General features: G+C 61.8%; 20 protein-coding genes. 11 read left to right on the top strand and 9 right to left on the bottom strand.

The window, feature by feature from the left end; genetic code table 11:
- The 8 genes from ptsN to PSOLE_RS07805 all read right to left on the bottom strand — a co-directional run bounded on the left by ptsN (position 1) and on the right by PSOLE_RS07805 (position 5,979).
- Positions 1–465 (bottom strand): PTS IIA-like nitrogen regulatory protein PtsN, encoded by a 465-nt coding sequence (gene ptsN / locus PSOLE_RS07770; protein ID WP_003459232.1) that lies wholly within the window; start codon positions 463–465, stop codon positions 1–3.
- Between the two features lie 12 nt (positions 466–477).
- The gene (gene hpf, locus PSOLE_RS07775) at positions 478–786 is read right to left on the bottom strand and encodes a ribosome hibernation-promoting factor, HPF/YfiA family (RefSeq protein ID WP_003459233.1); all 309 of its coding nucleotides are present in this window, start codon (positions 784–786) and stop codon (positions 478–480) included.
- Between the two features lie 99 nt (positions 787–885).
- Positions 886–2,379 (bottom strand): RNA polymerase factor sigma-54, encoded by a 1,494-nt coding sequence (locus PSOLE_RS07780; protein WP_074855439.1) that lies wholly within the window; start codon positions 2,377–2,379, stop codon positions 886–888.
- A 278-nt stretch (positions 2,380–2,657) separates the two neighbouring features.
- Positions 2,658–3,383: an LPS export ABC transporter ATP-binding protein gene (lptB, locus tag PSOLE_RS07785; RefSeq protein ID WP_003459236.1), complete on the bottom strand. Its 726-nt coding sequence runs from the start codon at positions 3,381–3,383 to the stop codon at positions 2,658–2,660.
- Positions 3,383–3,922 carry a lipopolysaccharide transport periplasmic protein LptA gene (gene lptA / locus PSOLE_RS07790; RefSeq protein ID WP_003459239.1) on the bottom strand — a complete coding sequence of 180 codons (540 nt, stop codon included), beginning with the start codon at positions 3,920–3,922 and terminating at the stop codon, positions 3,383–3,385. The genes lptB and lptA overlap by 1 nt, the downstream gene beginning before the upstream one ends.
- Positions 3,909–4,475 carry an LPS export ABC transporter periplasmic protein LptC gene (gene lptC / locus PSOLE_RS07795; protein WP_003459241.1) on the bottom strand — a complete coding sequence of 189 codons (567 nt, stop codon included), beginning with the start codon at positions 4,473–4,475 and terminating at the stop codon, positions 3,909–3,911. The genes lptA and lptC overlap by 14 nt, the downstream gene beginning before the upstream one ends.
- An 8-nt stretch (positions 4,476–4,483) precedes the next feature.
- Positions 4,484–5,005 (bottom strand): KdsC family phosphatase, encoded by a 522-nt coding sequence (locus PSOLE_RS07800; protein WP_021488072.1) that lies wholly within the window; start codon positions 5,003–5,005, stop codon positions 4,484–4,486.
- Complete coding sequence (locus PSOLE_RS07805) at positions 5,005–5,979, bottom strand: KpsF/GutQ family sugar-phosphate isomerase (protein WP_074855440.1); 975 nt, start codon at positions 5,977–5,979, stop codon at positions 5,005–5,007. The genes PSOLE_RS07800 and PSOLE_RS07805 overlap by 1 nt, the downstream gene beginning before the upstream one ends.
- A gap of 246 nt (positions 5,980–6,225) precedes the next feature.
- On the opposite strand from PSOLE_RS07805, the gene PSOLE_RS07810 reads away from it, so the two are divergent.
- The 10 genes from PSOLE_RS07810 (at position 6,226) to hisC (ending at position 14,412) form a co-directional block, all read left to right on the top strand.
- Entirely contained in the window at positions 6,226–7,035 is an 810-nt protein-coding gene (locus PSOLE_RS07810; protein WP_003459253.1) for an ATP-binding cassette domain-containing protein, read from the top strand.
- A complete protein-coding gene (gene mlaE, locus PSOLE_RS07815) occupies positions 7,035–7,832 on the top strand; it encodes a lipid asymmetry maintenance ABC transporter permease subunit MlaE (protein WP_074855441.1) in 798 nt (265 codons plus the stop codon). The genes PSOLE_RS07810 and mlaE overlap by 1 nt, the downstream gene beginning before the upstream one ends.
- Positions 7,832–8,302, top strand: a complete 471-nt coding sequence (gene mlaD, locus PSOLE_RS07820) for an outer membrane lipid asymmetry maintenance protein MlaD (RefSeq protein ID WP_017678927.1) — start codon at positions 7,832–7,834, stop codon at positions 8,300–8,302. The genes mlaE and mlaD overlap by 1 nt, the downstream gene beginning before the upstream one ends.
- 14 nt (positions 8,303–8,316) lie before the next feature.
- Entirely contained in the window at positions 8,317–8,949 is a 633-nt protein-coding gene (locus tag PSOLE_RS07825) for an MlaC/ttg2D family ABC transporter substrate-binding protein (RefSeq protein WP_039964321.1), read from the top strand.
- On the top strand, positions 8,946–9,254 hold the full coding sequence (locus PSOLE_RS07830) for an STAS domain-containing protein (protein WP_003459265.1): 309 nt from the start codon (positions 8,946–8,948) through the stop codon (positions 9,252–9,254). Before PSOLE_RS07825 ends, PSOLE_RS07830 begins: the two co-directional genes overlap by 4 nt.
- A 118-nt stretch (positions 9,255–9,372) precedes the next feature.
- Entirely contained in the window at positions 9,373–9,612 is a 240-nt protein-coding gene (locus tag PSOLE_RS07835; RefSeq protein ID WP_003459267.1) for a BolA family protein, read from the top strand.
- 22 nt (positions 9,613–9,634) lie between these two features.
- Positions 9,635–10,900, top strand: a complete 1,266-nt coding sequence (gene murA / locus PSOLE_RS07840; protein ID WP_003459269.1) for a UDP-N-acetylglucosamine 1-carboxyvinyltransferase — start codon at positions 9,635–9,637, stop codon at positions 10,898–10,900.
- Between the two features lie 191 nt (positions 10,901–11,091).
- Entirely contained in the window at positions 11,092–11,727 is a 636-nt protein-coding gene (gene hisG, locus PSOLE_RS07845) for an ATP phosphoribosyltransferase (RefSeq protein ID WP_003459272.1), read from the top strand.
- 209 nt (positions 11,728–11,936) lie between these two features.
- Positions 11,937–13,247: a histidinol dehydrogenase gene (hisD, locus tag PSOLE_RS07850; protein WP_074855442.1), complete on the top strand. Its 1,311-nt coding sequence runs from the start codon at positions 11,937–11,939 to the stop codon at positions 13,245–13,247.
- Positions 13,248–13,359: 112 nt separating this feature from the next.
- Positions 13,360–14,412 (top strand): histidinol-phosphate transaminase, encoded by a 1,053-nt coding sequence (hisC, locus tag PSOLE_RS07855; RefSeq protein ID WP_074855443.1) that lies wholly within the window; start codon positions 13,360–13,362, stop codon positions 14,410–14,412.
- Positions 14,413–14,736: 324 nt separating this feature from the next.
- On the opposite strand, the gene algW is transcribed toward hisC, so the two are convergent.
- A complete protein-coding gene (algW, locus tag PSOLE_RS07860) occupies positions 14,737–15,879 on the bottom strand; it encodes a Do family serine endopeptidase AlgW (RefSeq protein WP_074855444.1) in 1,143 nt (380 codons plus the stop codon).
- 110 nt (positions 15,880–15,989) lie between these two features.
- Here algW and PSOLE_RS07865 point away from each other — a divergent pair, with 110 nt between their 5' ends.
- A complete protein-coding gene (locus tag PSOLE_RS07865; RefSeq protein WP_084344014.1) occupies positions 15,990–16,748 on the top strand; it encodes a Nif3-like dinuclear metal center hexameric protein in 759 nt (252 codons plus the stop codon).
- Positions 16,749–16,822 lie beyond the last annotated feature (74 nt).

A 16,822-nucleotide genomic window follows, 5' to 3' on the forward strand; every position in this document is an offset into this window, starting at 1 on the left:
TTATTGACCGTTCTGAATGTCCACGACGACCTGATAGAGATCTTCGCCGCTCTTGGCCTGGCGCAGACGTTCACGTACATCCTGGCGATCAAGCATGCTGGCGATCTGGCGCAGCAGGTCGAGGTGGGCATCGGTGGCCGCCTCCGGCACCAGCAGCACGAACAGCAGATCGACCGGCACGCCGTCGATGGCGTCGAAGTCGACTGCCGTCTCCAGATGCAGGACTGCACTGATCGGGGCACTGCAGCCAGCCAGGCGGCAGTGGGGAATGGCAATGCCGTTGCCGAAGCCGGTAGAGCCGAGCTTCTCGCGGGCGATGAGGCTTTCGAATATGTCCTGGGCATCCAGGTCGGGTAGATCACGCGCAACCAGGTTGGCGATCTGTTCTAGCACGCGTTTCTTGCTGCCGCCCGGCACGTTCACCAGGGAACGGCCGGGGGTCAGGATATTTTCAAGTCGGATCATGGATAGGGAATGTTAGCGGGCCGTGGCGCCTTGCAGGCGTTCGAGCTGCTTTTCCTTGTGCTTGATGAGTTGACGGTCGAGTTTATCGGCCAACAGGTCGATGGCAGCGTACATATCCTGGTGTTCGGCGTTGGCGACGACTTCGCCGCCGGCGATGTGCAGGGTGGCTTCGATCTTCTGTTTGAGTTTCTCGACCTCCATGGTCACCTGTACGTTGGTGATCTTGTCGAAGTGGCGTTCCAGTCGGCCCAGTTTCTCGCCGATATAGTCACGCAGGGCGTCGGTCACATCCAGCTGATGTCCACTGATGTTGACTTGCATACCGCTTTCTCCTCACTGGCTTGTGTAAGAGGCGGGTCTGGTTCGACCCACCGCCGGAACACGTTGGCCTGAAGGCCTGAGGCCTTCAGTCAATCTGGCCTACATCAGTCGCTTGCGCTCACTCGAGGGCGCTATGCCGAGGGACTCGCGATACTTGGCGACCGTCCGACGGGCGACTTGGATGCCTTGTGCCTCCAGTAAACCAGCGATCTTGCTGTCGCTCAACGGCTTTTTCGCGTTTTCTGCTGCAACCAGTTTTTTGATGATCGCGCGGATCGCGGTGGACGAGCATTCGCCGCCTTCGGAGGTGCTGACGTGGCTGGAGAAGAAATATTTCAGCTCGTAAATGCCACGCGGGGTGTGCATGAATTTCTGCGTGGTAACGCGTGAAATCGTCGACTCGTGCATACCCACGGCTTCGGCGATGTCGTGCAGCACCAGAGGCTTCATCGCCTCGTCGCCGTAGTCGAGGAAGCCACGCTGGTGCTCAACGATCTGCGTGGCCACCTTCATCAGCGTTTCGTTGCGGCTCTGCAGGCTTTTGATGAACCAGCGGGCCTCCTGCAACTGGTTGCGCATGAAGGTGTTATCGGCGCTGGAGTCTGCGCGTTTGACGAAGCCGGCATACTGCGGGTTGACCCTCAGGCGCGGCATGGCTTCCTGGTTCAGCTCCACCAGCCAGCGTTCGTTATGCTTGCGCACGATAACGTCGGGCACGACGTATTCCGGTTCGCTGGACTCGATCTGCGAACCCGGACGCGGATTCAGGCGCTGGATCAGGTCGATGACCTGGCGCAGTTCGTCTTCCTTGAGCTTGGTGCGGCGCATCAGCTGGGCGTAATCGCGGCTGCCGAGCAGTTCCAGATAGTCGCCGACCACGCGCTGGGTTTCGTTCAGCCAGGGGGTGTTGGCGGGCAACTGACGCAGTTGCAGCAGCAGGCACTCGCGCAGGTCGCGGGCGCCGATACCGGCCGGTTCGAACTGCTGGATGCGGTGCAGCACCACCTCCACTTCGTCCAGTTCGACATCCAGCTCGGGGTCGAAGGATTCGGTCACTTCCTCGAGGGTTTCTTCGAGGTAGCCGTCGTTGTTGATGCAGTCGATCAGGGTCGCTGCGATCAGGCGATCCTTGTCCGACATGGGGGCCAGATTCAGTTGCCAGAGCAGATGGCTGTGCAGGCTCTCGCCACTGGAAGTGCGGGTGGTGAAGTCCCACTCGTCATCGTCGTTGCTGGGCAGGCTGCTGGCGCTGGTCTGGTAGATGTCTTCCCAGGCGGTATCGACCGGCAGCTCGTTGGGGATGCGCTCGCCCCACTCGCCTTCTTCCAGGTTGTCCACCGTGGGGGTGGTTTCCTGGTAGCTGTCTTCCTTGTTCGGGTTCGGAGTGGCGCTTTCGGCGCCATCGGCCATTGGATCGCTGTTGTCGAAGTCGTCGCCGTCTTCCTGGCGCTCGAGCATGGGATTGGACTCCAGCGCCTCCTGGATTTCCTGTTGCAGGTCCAGGGTAGACAATTGGAGGAGGCGGATAGCCTGTTGCAGCTGCGGGGTCATCGTCAGCTGCTGGCCCATCTTGAGGACTAGCGATGGTTTCATTGCAGACCTTAATTTACTGGCGAGTTACGCCTTCCACATCAGGGCGCCGAAGCGCCGCCAGGAAGCAAATTATATGCCTGAATTTCTCGTTTTTGCCTAGGGGTTGCAATATTTCTGTAGCGAAATAGTGAGCGACCTACAGGTTGTGTGAAAGCGTAGCGAGCGAAGGTGAGGCAAGGCAAAAACAAGCGAGAAAGCGCAGTTTACGACTGTAAATGAGCATTTTGAGCCTGTTTTTAACGCAGCATCACCGAGTGCAGTAGTTTTCACGCAGCCTGCTACAGGCGGAATTCGTGGCCCAGGTAAACCTCTTTCACCGTCTGGTTGGCGAGGATGGTCTCGGCGTCACCTTCGGCGATCAGCTGTCCATCGTTGACGATGTAGGCGGTCTCGCAGATGTCCAGGGTTTCGCGCACGTTGTGATCGGTGATCAGGATGCCGATGCCCTTGGTCTTGAGGTGATGGATGATCTGCTTGATATCGCCGACGGAGATCGGGTCGACCCCGGCAAAGGGTTCGTCGAGCAGAATGAACTTGGGGTTGGTGGCCAGGGCTCTGGCAATCTCTACGCGGCGTCGCTCACCGCCGGACAGGCTCATGCCGAGGCTGTCGGCGATATGGTGGATATGGAATTCCTGCAGCAGGCTTTCCAGTTCCGCCTGGCGCCCGGCGCGGTCCAGGTCCTTGCGCGTTTCGAGGATGGCCATGATGTTGTCGGTCACCGACAGCTTGCGGAAGATCGAGGCTTCCTGCGGCAGGTAGCCGATGCCGGCGCGCGCGCGACCGTGCATGGGCTGATGACTGACGTCGAGGTCGTCGATAAGCACGCGGCCCTGGTCGGCGCGTACCAGGCCAACGATCATGTAGAAGCAGGTGGTCTTGCCGGCGCCGTTGGGGCCGAGCAGGCCAACGATCTGACCGCTTTCGATGCTCAGGCTGACGTCACGCACGACCTGGCGGCTCTTGTAGCTTTTCGCCAGGTGTTGGGCTTTGAGAATGGCCATTACTGCTGCTGATCCGCGGGTTTGTTCTTCGGTTGGATGACCATGTCGATACGCGGGCGCGGCGTGCTGATGTTGCCGCCTGTTGCGCGGCCGGCGTTGACGATCTGGCGGCGGGTGTCATAGACGATCTTCTCGCCTTCGAAGGTATTGCCTTCCTGAATCACCTTGGCCTGGTCGATCAGTACGATGCGCTCATTGCTGGCGAAGTACTGGATGGTCTTGCCGTAGGCCTTGACGATGTCCTTGTCCACGGCTGGCTTCTGCTCGTAGTAGGCCAGGTTGCCCACCGAGGTGAAGACGTCGATATCGCCGCTGGCGGTCTGGGTGATGGTGACGGTGTCACCCGTGATCTTCAGGGTGCCCTGAGTGATGATCACATCGCCGCGGTAGACGGCTACACCTTGTCGGTCATCCAGTTCTGCGCTGTCGGCCTGGATGCGAATCGGTTGATCACGATCCGATGGCAGTGCCCAGGCAGCCGCGCTTCCCAATGCGGCGCCGAGGCTGAGAATCAGGGGGAGGGTATTAACGAACCTCATGCTGGCCTCTTACGTTGGACTGCAGGAGCATCCTGCCGTCATTCAAGTACGCTTTCATTCCTTGTGCCGTGGTTACCCCGTTGGCCGCGACGATTCTAACGGCTTGCTCGGTCTGCGCATATTCCTTGTCAGGAATAACGGTCATGCGGCTGCTGGTGATGATGGTTGGACGGTTCTTGGCGTCGGTGCGGGCGATGCGCACGTCGTCGATCAGTTCTACCTCGACGCCGCCAGGCGAGACTTCGGCGCGCTGGCTGGTGACTTCCCAGGGCAGCTCGGTGCCGCGATAGAGCTCCAGCTTGGGGGCGTCGATCAGGGTGATGTCGGTGCTTTTGATGTGCTCGAGCTTGTCCGCGGTCATGCGGTAGTGCAGTTTGCCGTCATCCTGGAACTGCACGGTGCGCGCGCCCACTGCATAGAAGTCAACGACGTTGTTGTCGCTGGCCCGCTGGGCTTGGCGTGCGCTGTCCGGGGCAAGGTTCCAGTAGCCGAGTGCGGCCACGACGACTGCAATCAGAGCAAAGATCAGAGTGTTGAGGATTTTACGCGGCATGCTGTTCTCTACAGGTAGGCGGCCTGGGCCGCATCCAGTGTGCCCTGGGCACGCATGATCAGTTCGCAGAATTCCCGTGCCGCACCGTCGCCGCCGCGTGCCTGGGTGACGCCATGGGCGTGCTGGCGCACGAAGCTGTCGGCGCTGGCTACGGCCATGCCCAATCCGACACGGCGAATCACCGGAAGGTCTGGTAGGTCGTCACCAAGATAGGCGACCTGTTCATAGCTTAGGCCGAGTTCGGCGAGCAGGCCGTCGAGTACCACGAGTTTGTCTTCACGACCCTGGAACAGGTGCTGGATACCCAGGTTATTGGCGCGGCGCTCGACCACCGGGGTTTTGCGCCCGCTGATGATGGCGGTGCGCACACCTGAGTTGATCAGCATTTTGATGCCGTGACCGTCGAGTGTGTTGAAGGTCTTGAACTCGCTGCCGTCTTCGAGAAAGTACAGGCGGCCGTCGGTCAGCACGCCGTCGACGTCGAAGATCGCCAGTTTGATGGCGCGGGCGCGTTGCAGCAGGTCGTTCATCACATCACTCCGGCGCGTAGCAGGTCATGCATGTTGAGGGCGCCGACCGGGTTGTCCAGGTCGTCGACCACCACCAGCGCATTGATCTTGTGGTCTTCCATGATCTTCAGGGCCTCGGCCGCGAGCATCTCGGCGCGAGCGGTCTTGCCGTGCGGGGTCATCACCTCGTCGATCAATGCCTGGCGCACGTCGATACCCTTGTCCAGGGTGCGGCGCAGGTCGCCGTCGGTGAAGATGCCGGCGAGGCGGCCGTCTTCTTCCAGAACCACGGTCATGCCCAGGCCTTTCTGGGTCATTTCCAGCAGGGCGTCGCGCAGGCTGGTGCCGCGGCGTACACGTGGCAGGGCATCGCCTGCGTGCATCACGTTCTCTACCTTGAGCAGCAGGCGCCGGCCAAGGGCGCCGCCCGGATGGGAAAACGCGAAGTCTTCGGCGGTGAAGCCGCGCGCTTCCAGCAGGGCGATGGCCAGTGCGTCGCCCAGTACCAGGCTGGCGGTGGTCGAGGAGGTCGGCGCCAGGTTGAGTGGGCAGGCTTCCTGCGAGACGCGCGCATCGAGATTGACATCGGCGGCCTTGGCCAATGGAGAATCCGGGTTGCCGGTCATGCTGATCAGGCCGATGCCGAGGCGTTTGATCAGCGGCAGCAGGGTGATGATCTCGGCGGTCGAGCCCGAGTTCGACAGCGCCAGGACGATGTCGTCCTTGGTGATCATGCCCATGTCGCCATGGCTGGCTTCTGCCGGGTGGACGAAGAAAGAGGGGGTGCCGGTGCTGGCCAGGGTCGCAGCGATTTTGTTGCCGATATGCCCGGACTTGCCCATGCCGACTACTACCACGCGTCCCTTGCAACTGAGAATCAGCTCGCAGGCCTTGATGAAATCGGCATTGATGCGGGGCAATAGCTCCTGTACCGCTTCAAGTTCGAGGCGGATGGTGCGCTGCGCGGAATCAATCAGGTCACGGGTCTGGTTCATGCTGGGCAAGGCTGTCGGGCGAAAAAAGACGAGGATTATAACGGGAAAAGCTTGTCGTGCTCACCTTTGCCGTATGCAGGGCAGTGCCGAAGCTGTCGCAAGTCTGAACGCTGCGCCGTGGTGCTATTGGGCGAGATGTTCGGCAAATGCTATAGTTCGCGGCCATTTTGGCCCCCTCTGGCTGGCGCGTGTCCTCGCTTCTGGAGGCGGCGTCTGCCAGGAAGGCCTGATTTTCAAGGAGTTCAGATGAGCGCCGAGCACGAGTACGCGATCGAGTTGCAGGGCGTGAGCTTTCAGCGCGGCGCGCGGTCGATTTTCGACCAGGTCGATATCCGCATACCGCGCGGCAAGGTGACCGGCATCATGGGGCCGTCCGGCTGCGGCAAGACCACGCTGCTGCGTCTGATCGCTGCCGAGCTGCGTCCTTCGGCCGGTGATGTTCGTGTAGCGGGCGTCAGCCTGCCGAAGCTGTCGCGCGACGAGCTGTTCGACATGCGCAAGCAGATGGGCGTGCTGTTTCAGAGCGGTGCACTGTTCACCGACCTCGATGTGTTCGAGAACGTGGCCTTTCCACTGCGTGTGCATACCCAACTGCCGGAAGAAATGATCCGCGACATCGTCCTGATGAAGTTGCAGGCCGTTGGCCTGCGCGGAGCGCTGGAGCTGATGCCGGACGAGTTGTCTGGGGGCATGAAGCGCCGTGTCGCGCTGGCCCGAGCCATTGCACTCGATCCGCAGATTCTGCTGTATGACGAGCCTTTCGTCGGTCAGGACCCCATCGCCATGGGCGTCCTGGTGCGCCTGATCCGCCTGCTCAACGATGCGCTGGGGATCACCAGTGTGGTGGTTTCTCACGATCTTGCAGAAACCGCCAGTATCGCCGACTACATCTATGTCGTCGGTGATGCACAGGTGCTGGGGCAGGGCACACCGGCCGAGTTGATGGAGTCGGATAACCCGCGCATTCGCCAGTTCATGAAGGGCATCCCGGATGGTCCGGTGCCGTTTCATTTTCCAGCGCCGGACTACCGCGAAGATCTGTTGGGGAGAGGTTGATGCGCAGAATTTCACCGCTCGAACGGCTGCGCCTGTTCGGTCGTGCGGGTATCGATGTGGTCGCGACCCTGGGGCGCTCTGTCCTGTTTCTGGTCAACGCTCTGTTCGGGCGCAGCCGCGCTGGCAAGCCTTTTCAACTGTTGATCAAGCAACTGTTCGCGATTGGCGTGATGTCGCTGGCGATCATCGTCGTGTCCGGCATTTTCATCGGTATGGTGTTGGCCCTGCAGGGCTACAACATTCTGGTCAGCTATGGCTCGGAGCAGGCTGTGGGGCAGATGGTCGCCCTGACCCTGCTGCGTGAACTGGGCCCGGTGGTCACCGCGCTGCTGTTCGCCGGTCGCGCCGGTTCCGCGTTGACCGCCGAAATCGGCAACATGAAGTCCACCGAGCAGCTCTCCAGTCTGGAGATGATCGGCGTCGACCCGCTCAAGTACATCGTCGCACCGCGGCTGTGGGCCGGCTTCATCTCCATGCCGCTGCTGGCGATGATCTTCTGCGTGGTCGGTATCTGGGGTGCGGCGATGGTCGCCGTGGATTGGCTGGGCGTCTACGAGGGCTCGTTCTGGGCCAACATGCAGAACAGTGTTTCCTTTTATGACGACGTGCTCAACGGCGTGATCAAGAGCATCGTCTTCGCCTTCGTGGTGACCTGGATCGCCGTGTTCCAGGGCTACGACTGTGAACCCACTTCCGAAGGCATCAGCCGTGCGACCACGCGCACCGTGGTGTACGCCTCGCTGGCCGTGCTTGGCCTGGATTTCATTCTGACCGCTTTGATGTTTGGAGATTTCTGATGCAAAACCGCACGCTGGAGATTGGTGTCGGCCTGTTCCTCATGGCCGGTGTGCTGGCCCTGCTGTTGCTGGCCCTGCGCGTCAGCGGCCTGAGCGTCGGCAGTGCTGGCGATACCTACAAGGTCTACGCCTATTTCGACAACATCGCCGGGCTGACCGTGCGCGCCAAGGTCACCATGGCCGGCGTGAGCATCGGCAAGGTCACTGCGATCGATCTGGATCGTGACAGCTACATGGGCCGGGTGACCCTGGAGCTCGATGGCGGCGTCAATAACCTGCCTGAGGATTCCACTGCGTCGATCCTGACTGCGGGGCTGCTCGGTGAGAAATACATCGGCATCAGCGTTGGTGGTGACGAGGAGGTGCTCAAGGACGGCAGCACCATCCACGACACGCAGTCCTCGCTGGTGCTGGAAGACCTGATTGGCAAATTCCTGCTCAATTCGGTCAATAAAGATGAGGCCAATTGATGAGGGCTCCTGACATGTTCAAAACCGTGCGTAATTCCCTGCTGGTGTTGCTGGCTGCCATGCCGCTGCTGGCCATCGCTGCACCAAGCGCCCATGAAGTGGTGCAGCAAACCACCGAAACCCTGCTGGCGGACCTCAAGGCCAATAAGGAGCGGTACCGCAACAATCCCAATGCCTTCTACGACTCGCTCAACGAGATTCTCGGCCCGGTGGTGGATGTCGAAGGCATCGCCCGTGGCGTGATGACCGTGCGCTATTCGCGTCAGGCTTCGCCTGAGCAGATGAGCCGCTTTCAGGAGAACTTCAAGCGCAGCCTGATGCAGTTCTATGGCAACGCCCTGCTCGAGTACAACAACCAGGACATTCGTGTGCTGCCAGCCAGCGGCGGGGCCGAGGGCGAGCGCACCTCGGTCGGCATGGAAATTCGTGATGGCAAGGGCGTGGTCTACCCGCTGTCCTACACCATGGTGTTGATCGATGGTCGCTGGAAGTTGCGTAACGTGGTGATCAACGGCATCAACGTCGGCAAGCTGTTCCGCGATCAGTTCGCCCAGTCGATGCAGAACAACCGCAACGATCTCGACAAGGTCATCGACACCTGGGCTGACACAGTGGCCAGGGCGCGTCAGGCTCGAGGCGAATCGTGAGTCAGGCGAGCATTGGCGAGCGCGCTGCTGGGCAATTGCAGCTCAGCGGTGTGCTCGATTACAGCACCGGTCCGCTGCTGCGTGAGCAGGGCGCGCGCCTGATCGCCGCCAGCAGCGCGACGCGTCTGACGCTCGACTGCAGCGCGGTGGAAAAGTCCAGCAGCGTCGGCCTGGCGCTGTTGCTGGCGTTCATGCGCGATGCGCGCAAGGCCGGGCGTGAGCTGACCATCAGCGCGCTGCCCGACGACATGCGCGAGATCGCTCAGGTCAGCGGCTTGCTGGAGTTGCTGCCGCTGCAAGCGTGAAGCGTTTCCCGTCGTTGCGTCTGTGCCGGTGCTGGCGGGGTTCGCAGGCGGGAGGCTTTTTTGTATGATGGCCGACCCGCGGGCGCTGGTAGCCCGAATGCGTCAGTCGAGGTCGAGCATGCAGGCTGCAGAAGTAAAAAGCCTCCTAGAGGAAAAACTCCCGAATACCCAGGTGGAAGTCGAAGGCGAAGGCTGTAACTTCCAGCTCAACCTGATCAGCGACGAACTGGCCGCCCTCAGTCCGGTCAAGCGTCAGCAGCAGATCTATGCTCACCTCAATGCCTGGATCGCCGATGGCAGCATCCATGCGGTGACCATGAAATTCTTCAGCCAGGCCGATTGGGCCGCGCGTTCCTGAGCCTGCGGGCGACGAGATTCCTATGGATAAACTGATCATTACCGGCGGCGTTCGCCTCGATGGCGAAATCCGCATTTCCGGTGCGAAGAACTCTGCACTGCCGATTCTGGCGGCCACTTTGCTGGGCGACGAGCCCGTCACCATCTGCAACCTGCCGCACCTGCACGACATCACCACCATGATCGAACTGTTCGGTCGCATGGGCATCGAGCCGGTGATCGACGAGAAGCTGGCAGTCGAGGTCGACGCGCGCGCCATCAAGACCCTGGTCGCGCCTTACGAGCTGGTAAAAACCATGCGCGCCTCGATTCTGGTGCTTGGCCCCATGGTTGCGCGTTTCGGTGAGGCCGAGGTGGCGCTGCCGGGCGGCTGCGCCATTGGTTCGCGTCCGGTCGATCTGCACATCCGTGGCCTCGAGGCCATGGGGGCGATCATCGATGTCGAGGGTGGTTACATCAAGGCCAAGGCGCCGGAAGGTGGCCTGCGTGGCGCGCATTTCTTCTTCGATGTGGTCAGCGTGACCGGCACCGAGAACATCATGATGGCCGCGACCCTGGCCAAGGGCCGCAGCGTGCTGGAAAACGCCGCGCGTGAGCCTGAGGTGGTCGACCTGGCCAACTGCCTGATCGCCATGGGCGCGAAGATCCAGGGTGCCGGTACCGACACCATCATCATCGACGGCGTCGAGCGCCTGCATGGCGCGCGTTTCAACGTCATGCCCGACCGTATCGAGACCGGCACCTACCTGGTGGCCGCTGCCGTTACCGGTGGTCGAGTCAAGGTCAAGGACGCCGATCCTTCGACTTTGGAGGCCGTGCTGGCCAAGCTGCAGGAAGCAGGCGCCGAAATCACCACCGGTCCGGACTGGATCGAGTTGGACATGAAGGGCAAGCGCCCCAAGGCTGTCAACCTGCGTACCGCTCCCTATCCGGCGTTCCCCACCGATATGCAGGCGCAGTTCATCGCCCTGAACGCGGTAGCTGAAGGCACCGGCACCATCATTGAAACCGTGTTCGAAAACCGTTTCATGCATGTCTACGAGATGCTGCGCATGGGCGCCAACATCCTGGTCGAAGGCAATACGGCCGTGGTTACCGGGGTCGACAAGCTCAAGGGCGCACCGGTGATGGCGACTGACCTGCGCGCCTCGGCGAGCCTGGTGCTGGCTGCGCTGGTGGCTGACGGCGATACGCTGATCGACCGCATCTACCACATCGACCGTGGTTACGAGTGCATCGAAGAGAAGCTGCAACTGCTCGGCGCCAAGATCCGCCGCGTTCCGGGTTGATGGCGATCTGCTGCGCGTCGGTTCTGCTGCGTTAAAAACAGTCTGGAACGCCAGCCCGGTCGAATGCTCATTTGCAACTTGTAAACTCCGCTTCCTCGCCTGTTTTTGCCTTGCATGACTCTAGCTCGCGAGATCGCAGATAGTGTGGCCAACCTTCTCGGGAGGCCGCTACCGCTCAAGGAAACCGTTCCATGCTGACCATCGCCCTGTCCAAAGGCCGCATTCTCGATGACACCCTGCCATTGCTGGCGGCGGCGGGCATCGAGCCGACCGAGAACCCGGACAAGAGCCGCAAGCTGATCATCCCGACCACTCAGGATGACGTGCGCCTGCTGATCGTACGTGCCACCGACGTGCCCACTTACGTCGAGCATGGCGCAGCCGACCTCGGCGTGGCGGGCAAGGACGTGCTGATGGAGTACGGTGGCCAGGGCATCTATGAGCCGCTGGATTTGCAGATCGCCAAATGCAAGCTGATGACGGCTGGCAAGGTCGGTGCGCCGGAGCCGAAAGGCCGCCTGCGCGTGGCCACCAAGTTCGTCAACGTCGCCAAGCGCTACTACGCCGAGCAGGGCCGTCAGGTCGATATCATCAAGCTCTACGGCTCGATGGAACTGGCGCCGCTGGTGGGCCTGGCGGACAGGATCATCGATGTGGTCGACACCGGCAACACCCTGCGCGCCAACGGTCTGGAACCGCAGGAGCTGATCGCCACCATCAGCTCGCGCCTGATCGTCAACAAGGCTTCGATGAAGATGCAGCACGCGCGCATCCAGTCCCTGATCGACACCCTGCGTAGCGCCATCGAGGCGCGACATCCGCACTGATCTCTTTCGAGTAAGCGCTGAAGCAGTCGTCATTCCCGCGAAGGCGGGAACCCAGAACATGCAGCACCTGGGCTCCCGCCTTCGCGGGAGTGACTGTTCAGAGTTTTCTCCAGCCTATCCGTGTCATAGCCATTTTTCTTGGGTGCCCGCACGGTGGGCTTGCTACATTACGGGCGCCCGAGAAAACGCCATTTAATGAGGCTTTCGCTATGACCGCACCCGTTGCCATCCGCCGACTCAACGCCGCCGATACGGACTTCGCGCGTCATCTGGATCATCTGCTGTCCTGGGAAAGTGTCTCCGACGATGGCGTCAACCAGCGCGTCCTGGAAATCATCCAGGCCGTGCGCGAGCGTGGCGACGCTGCTCTTGTCGAATACACCCAGCGTTTCGATGGTCTGCAGGTCGCCTCCATGGCCGACCTTATCCTGCCGCGCGAGCGCCTGGAACTGGCCCTGACCCGAATCAGTGCCGAGCAGCGCCAGGCGCTGGAAGTGGCCGCCGAGCGGGTGCGCAGCTACCACGAGAAGCAGAAGCAGGACTCCTGGCGCTACACCGAAGCCGACGGCACGGTGTTGGGGCAGAAGGTCACCCCGCTGGATCGCGCCGGCCTGTACGTGCCGGGCGGCAAGGCGTCCTACCCGTCCTCGGTGCTGATGAACGCCATTCCGGCCAAGGTCGCCGGCGTGCCGGAAGTGGTAATGGTGGTGCCGACCCCGCGCGGTGAGATCAACGAGATCGTTCTCGCTGCTGCCGCCATCGCCGGCGTCGACCGCGTGTTCACCATCGGTGGCGCCCAGGCTGTGGCCGCGTTGGCCTACGGCACCGAGAGCGTGCCGCCGGTGGACAAGATCGTTGGCCCCGGCAACATCTATGTGGCCACCGCCAAGCGCCATGTGTTCGGCAAGGTGGGCATCGATATGATCGCCGGCCCGTCGGAGATCCTCGTGGTCTGTGACGGCCAGACCGATCCGGACTGGATCGCCATGGATCTGTTCTCCCAGGCCGAGCACGACGAAGATGCTCAGTCGATCCTGGTCAGCCCGGATGCCGCCTTCCTCGACCGCGTCGCCGAGAGCATCGCCAAGTTGCTGCCGACCATGGAGCGTGCCGAGATCATCCGCACCTCGCTGGAAGGCCGTGGCGCGCTGATCCAGGTGGCCGACATGGCGCAGGCCATCGAGGTGGCCAACCACATCGCGCCGGAGCACCTGGAGCTGTCGGTCGCCGATCCGGAAGCCTGGCTGCCCGAGATTCGCCACGCCGGTGCGATCTTCATGGGCCGCTACACAGCAGAAGCCCTGGGCGACTACGTGGCAGGCCCGAATCACGTGCTGCCCACTTCCGGCACCGCGCGGTTCTCCTCGCCGCTGGGGGTGTACGACTTCCAGAAGCGCTCGTCGATCATCTTCTGCTCGCCGGATGGCGCGTCGGAGCTGGGCAAGAGCGCCTCGGTGCTGGCCCGTGGCGAATCGCTGACCGCGCATGCGCGTAGCGCCGAGTACCGTATCAAGCCATAGGCCAGTCCGAACCTGTAGGAGCCAGCTCGCTGGCGAGCCGTGCCTGAAAGTATCGCCGGCAAGCCGGCTCCTACATCAAGCAGATCGAACCATTTCGAGGAGAGAAGGGCGGATGAGCAAATTCTGGAGCCCCTTTGTCAAAGACCTGGTGCCCTATGTGCCAGGTGAGCAGCCCAAGCTGAGCAAGCTGGTCAAGCTCAATACCAACGAAAACCCCTACGGCCCATCGCCCAAGGCCATTGCGGCGATGCAGGCCGAGGTCAACGACAACCTGCGTTTGTACCCGGACCCCAACAGCGATCGCCTGAAGCAGGCAGTGGCCGACTACTATGGCGTGCAGACCAATCAGGTGTTCGTCGGCAACGGCTCTGACGAGGTGCTGGCGCACGCGTTCCATGGCCTGTTCCAGCATGACGCGCCTTTGTTGTTCCCGGATGTCAGCTACAGCTTCTATCCGGTTTATTGCGGCCTGTACGGTATCGAGCAGCAACAGGTGCCGCTGGACGAGCAGTTTCAGATCCGCGTGGAGGATTATGCTCGGCCCAATGGCGGCATCATCTTCCCCAACCCCAATGCGCCGACCGGCTGTCTGCTGCCGCTCGAGGCCATCGAGCGCCTGCTGCAGAACAGCCCGGACAGCGTGGTGCTGGTAGACGAGGCGTATATCGACTTCGGCGGCCAGACGGCCATCGCCCTGGTCGACAAGTACCCGAATCTGCTAGTCACCCAGACCCTGTCCAAGTCGCGCTCTCTGGCGGGCTTGCGCGTGGGCATTGCGGTCGGTCATCCGGATCTGATCGAGGCGCTGGAGCGAATCAAGAACAGCTTCAACTCCTATCCGCTCGATCGCATGGCCATCGCGGGTGCTGCGGCGGCGTTCGAGGATCGCGCTTATTTCGAGAAAACCTGCCAGCAAGTGATCGACAGTCGTGAGGTAGTTGTCGCCGGTCTACAGGGGCTGGGCTTCGAGGTGCTGCCTTCGGCGGCGAACTTCGTCTTCGCCCGTCATCCGGACAAGGATGCCGCGACTCTGGCAGCCGGGCTGCGTGAGCAGGGGGTGATCGTGCGTCACTTCAAGCAACAGCGCATCGCCCAGTTCCTGCGTATCAGCATCGGTACGCCGGAGCAGAATCAGGCGCTGCTGGACGCGTTGCGGGGGCTCTGAAGGCGCCCGACTGTTAGCTGCAGTGCACGAAAAAGCCGGCGTGATGCCTAGGGTCTGTTGCCGTTTCGACGCGGGCGTGCGCGAAACGGCAACAGACCCTAATGTCGATCAGATAAGGTTTTTGGCTTTTGTAGGGTGGCCCGGGCGGCGCTCCGCTTCAGTCCTCCAACGGCGGCCAATGTGGGCTGAAGCCCACCCTACAAGTCGAACCGCCGGGCAACAGTTAAATTCGTTCCTATACGATTGCAGCGCCCGTAAACCAAGCGTTTAGGCACTTAACTGACTGGCATTAGGCGTGATGCCGGCTATTTCGTTGCGTAGAACTCAGTTGTCGTTGACTGGCGGGCGGATGCCGATTTCGGCGGTCAGCTGCAGCGGTTTGCCGTTGCGCAACACGTCGATGCGAATCTTGTCGCCTGGCTTGGTACGCGCGACCTGGTTCATCGAGCGGCGGCCGTCGCTGGCCGCTTCGCCATCGATGCTGAGGATCAGATCGCCCGGCTGCAGGCCGGCTTTCTGCGCCGGACCATCGCGATAGACACCCGCCACGACGATGCCGGGGCGTCCATCGAGACCGAAGGATTCGGCCAGCTCCGGCGTCAGCGGCTGCACCTCGACACCGAGGTAACCGCGGATCACCTTGCCGTGTTCGATGATCGCCTGCATCACTTCCATGGCCAGTTTCACCGGGATGGCGAAGCCGATGCCCTGCGAGCCGCCGGACTTGGAAAAGATCGCCGTGTTGATGCCCACCAGGTTGCCGTGCGCATCGACCAGTGCGCCGCCAGAGTTGCCTGGGTTGATCGCCGCATCGGTCTGGATGAAGTCTTCGTAGGTGTTGAGGCCCAACTGGTTGCGCCCGGTGGCGCTGATGATGCCCATGGTCACGGTCTGGCCGACGCCGAAGGGGTTGCCGATGGCCAGGGTCACATCGCCGATGCGAATGCTGTCGGAGCGCCCCAAGGTGATCGCCGGCAGGTTGGGCAGGTCGATCTTCAATACGGCCAGGTCGGTTTCCGGGTCGCTGCCGATCACCCGTGCCAGGGTTTCGCGGCCGTCCTTGAGGGCGACGATGATCTGGTCAGCGCCGCTGACCACGTGGTTGTTGGTCAGCAGGTAGCCTTCACGGCTCATCAGCACCGCCGAGCCGAGGCTCGACTCCATACGTTGCTGGCGGGGCAGGTTGTCGCTGAAGAAGCGGCGGAAGGTTGGGTCTTCGAACAGCGGATGGGCGGGTTTGCTCACCAGCTTGGTGGTGTATAAGTTGGCGACGGCTGGCGATGCGGTATCGACTGCCTTGGAGTAGGACACTGGGCCTTCCTGCAGGCGGCTGTAGAGCGGTGCCTGTACCAGCTGCACTTCTTGGCGGGGCAAGCCGACCCACTCCGGGTAGCGCTGGATCAGCAGCAGTGCGAATAACACACCGACCAGCAGGGGCCAACCGAGAAAACGCAGTGCCTGGGGCATCGAGACAATCCTGAGGGTTGCGGGGGCCAAATCCGGCCCTTAAGGTGGCGCATTATAGTGAGGCGCTCGCCAATTAGGCAGCGGCCCGCAACAGCTTGTGAGGAATCTTCATGGCCATTGCCCTGTCCACGCTAGTGGAAGAAGCAGATGCTTTTCTGAACGCGTCACGCATCAGCGATTACTGCCCTAACGGGCTGCAGGTCGAGGGGCGTCCGCAGGTCAGCCGTATCGTCAGCGGCGTTACCGCGAGCCAGACATTGATCGAGGCCGCCATCGACGCCAAGGCCGATGTGCTGCTGGTGCATCACGGCTACTTCTGGAAGGGCGAAAACCCCTGCGTCACCGGCATGAAGCAGCGTCGCCTGAAAGCGCTGCTGGCGCACGACATCAGCCTGCTGGCCTATCACCTGCCGCTGGATGTGCACCCCGAGGTGGGCAACAACGTGCAGCTTGCACGTCAACTCGGCATCGTCGTCGAAGGCCCGCTGGAGCCGGAAAACCCGCGTACCGTTGGCCTTGTCGGCTCACTGGCCGAGCCGATGAGCGCCGCCGATTTTGCCCGGCACATCCAGCAGGTGCTCGGGCGCGAGCCGCTGCTGGTTGCGGGCGGCGGGCTGATCCGTCGCGTCGGCTGGTGCACGGGTGGCGGGCAGGGCTATATCGACCAGGCGATTGCTGCCGGTGTCGACCTTTACCTGACCGGCGAAGCCTCCGAGCAGACCTTCCACAGCGCGCGTGAGAATGGCGTGAGCTTCATCGCGGCCGGTCATCACGCCACCGAGCGCTACGGCGTGCAGGCGCTGGGTGATTATCTGGCACGGCGTTTCGCCCTCGAACACCTGTTCATCGACTGCCCCAACCCGATCTGAATCGCCCGTACGGGCAGGCATAACGCTAGATCGTTTCGGTCTAACCGGCGCCCTGAGTATAAGCAGACGCTGTG

The organism is Pseudomonas oleovorans subsp. oleovorans (assembly GCF_002197815.1).
In the GTDB taxonomy this organism is placed as follows: Bacteria; Pseudomonadota; Gammaproteobacteria; order Pseudomonadales; family Pseudomonadaceae; genus Aquipseudomonas; species Aquipseudomonas oleovorans.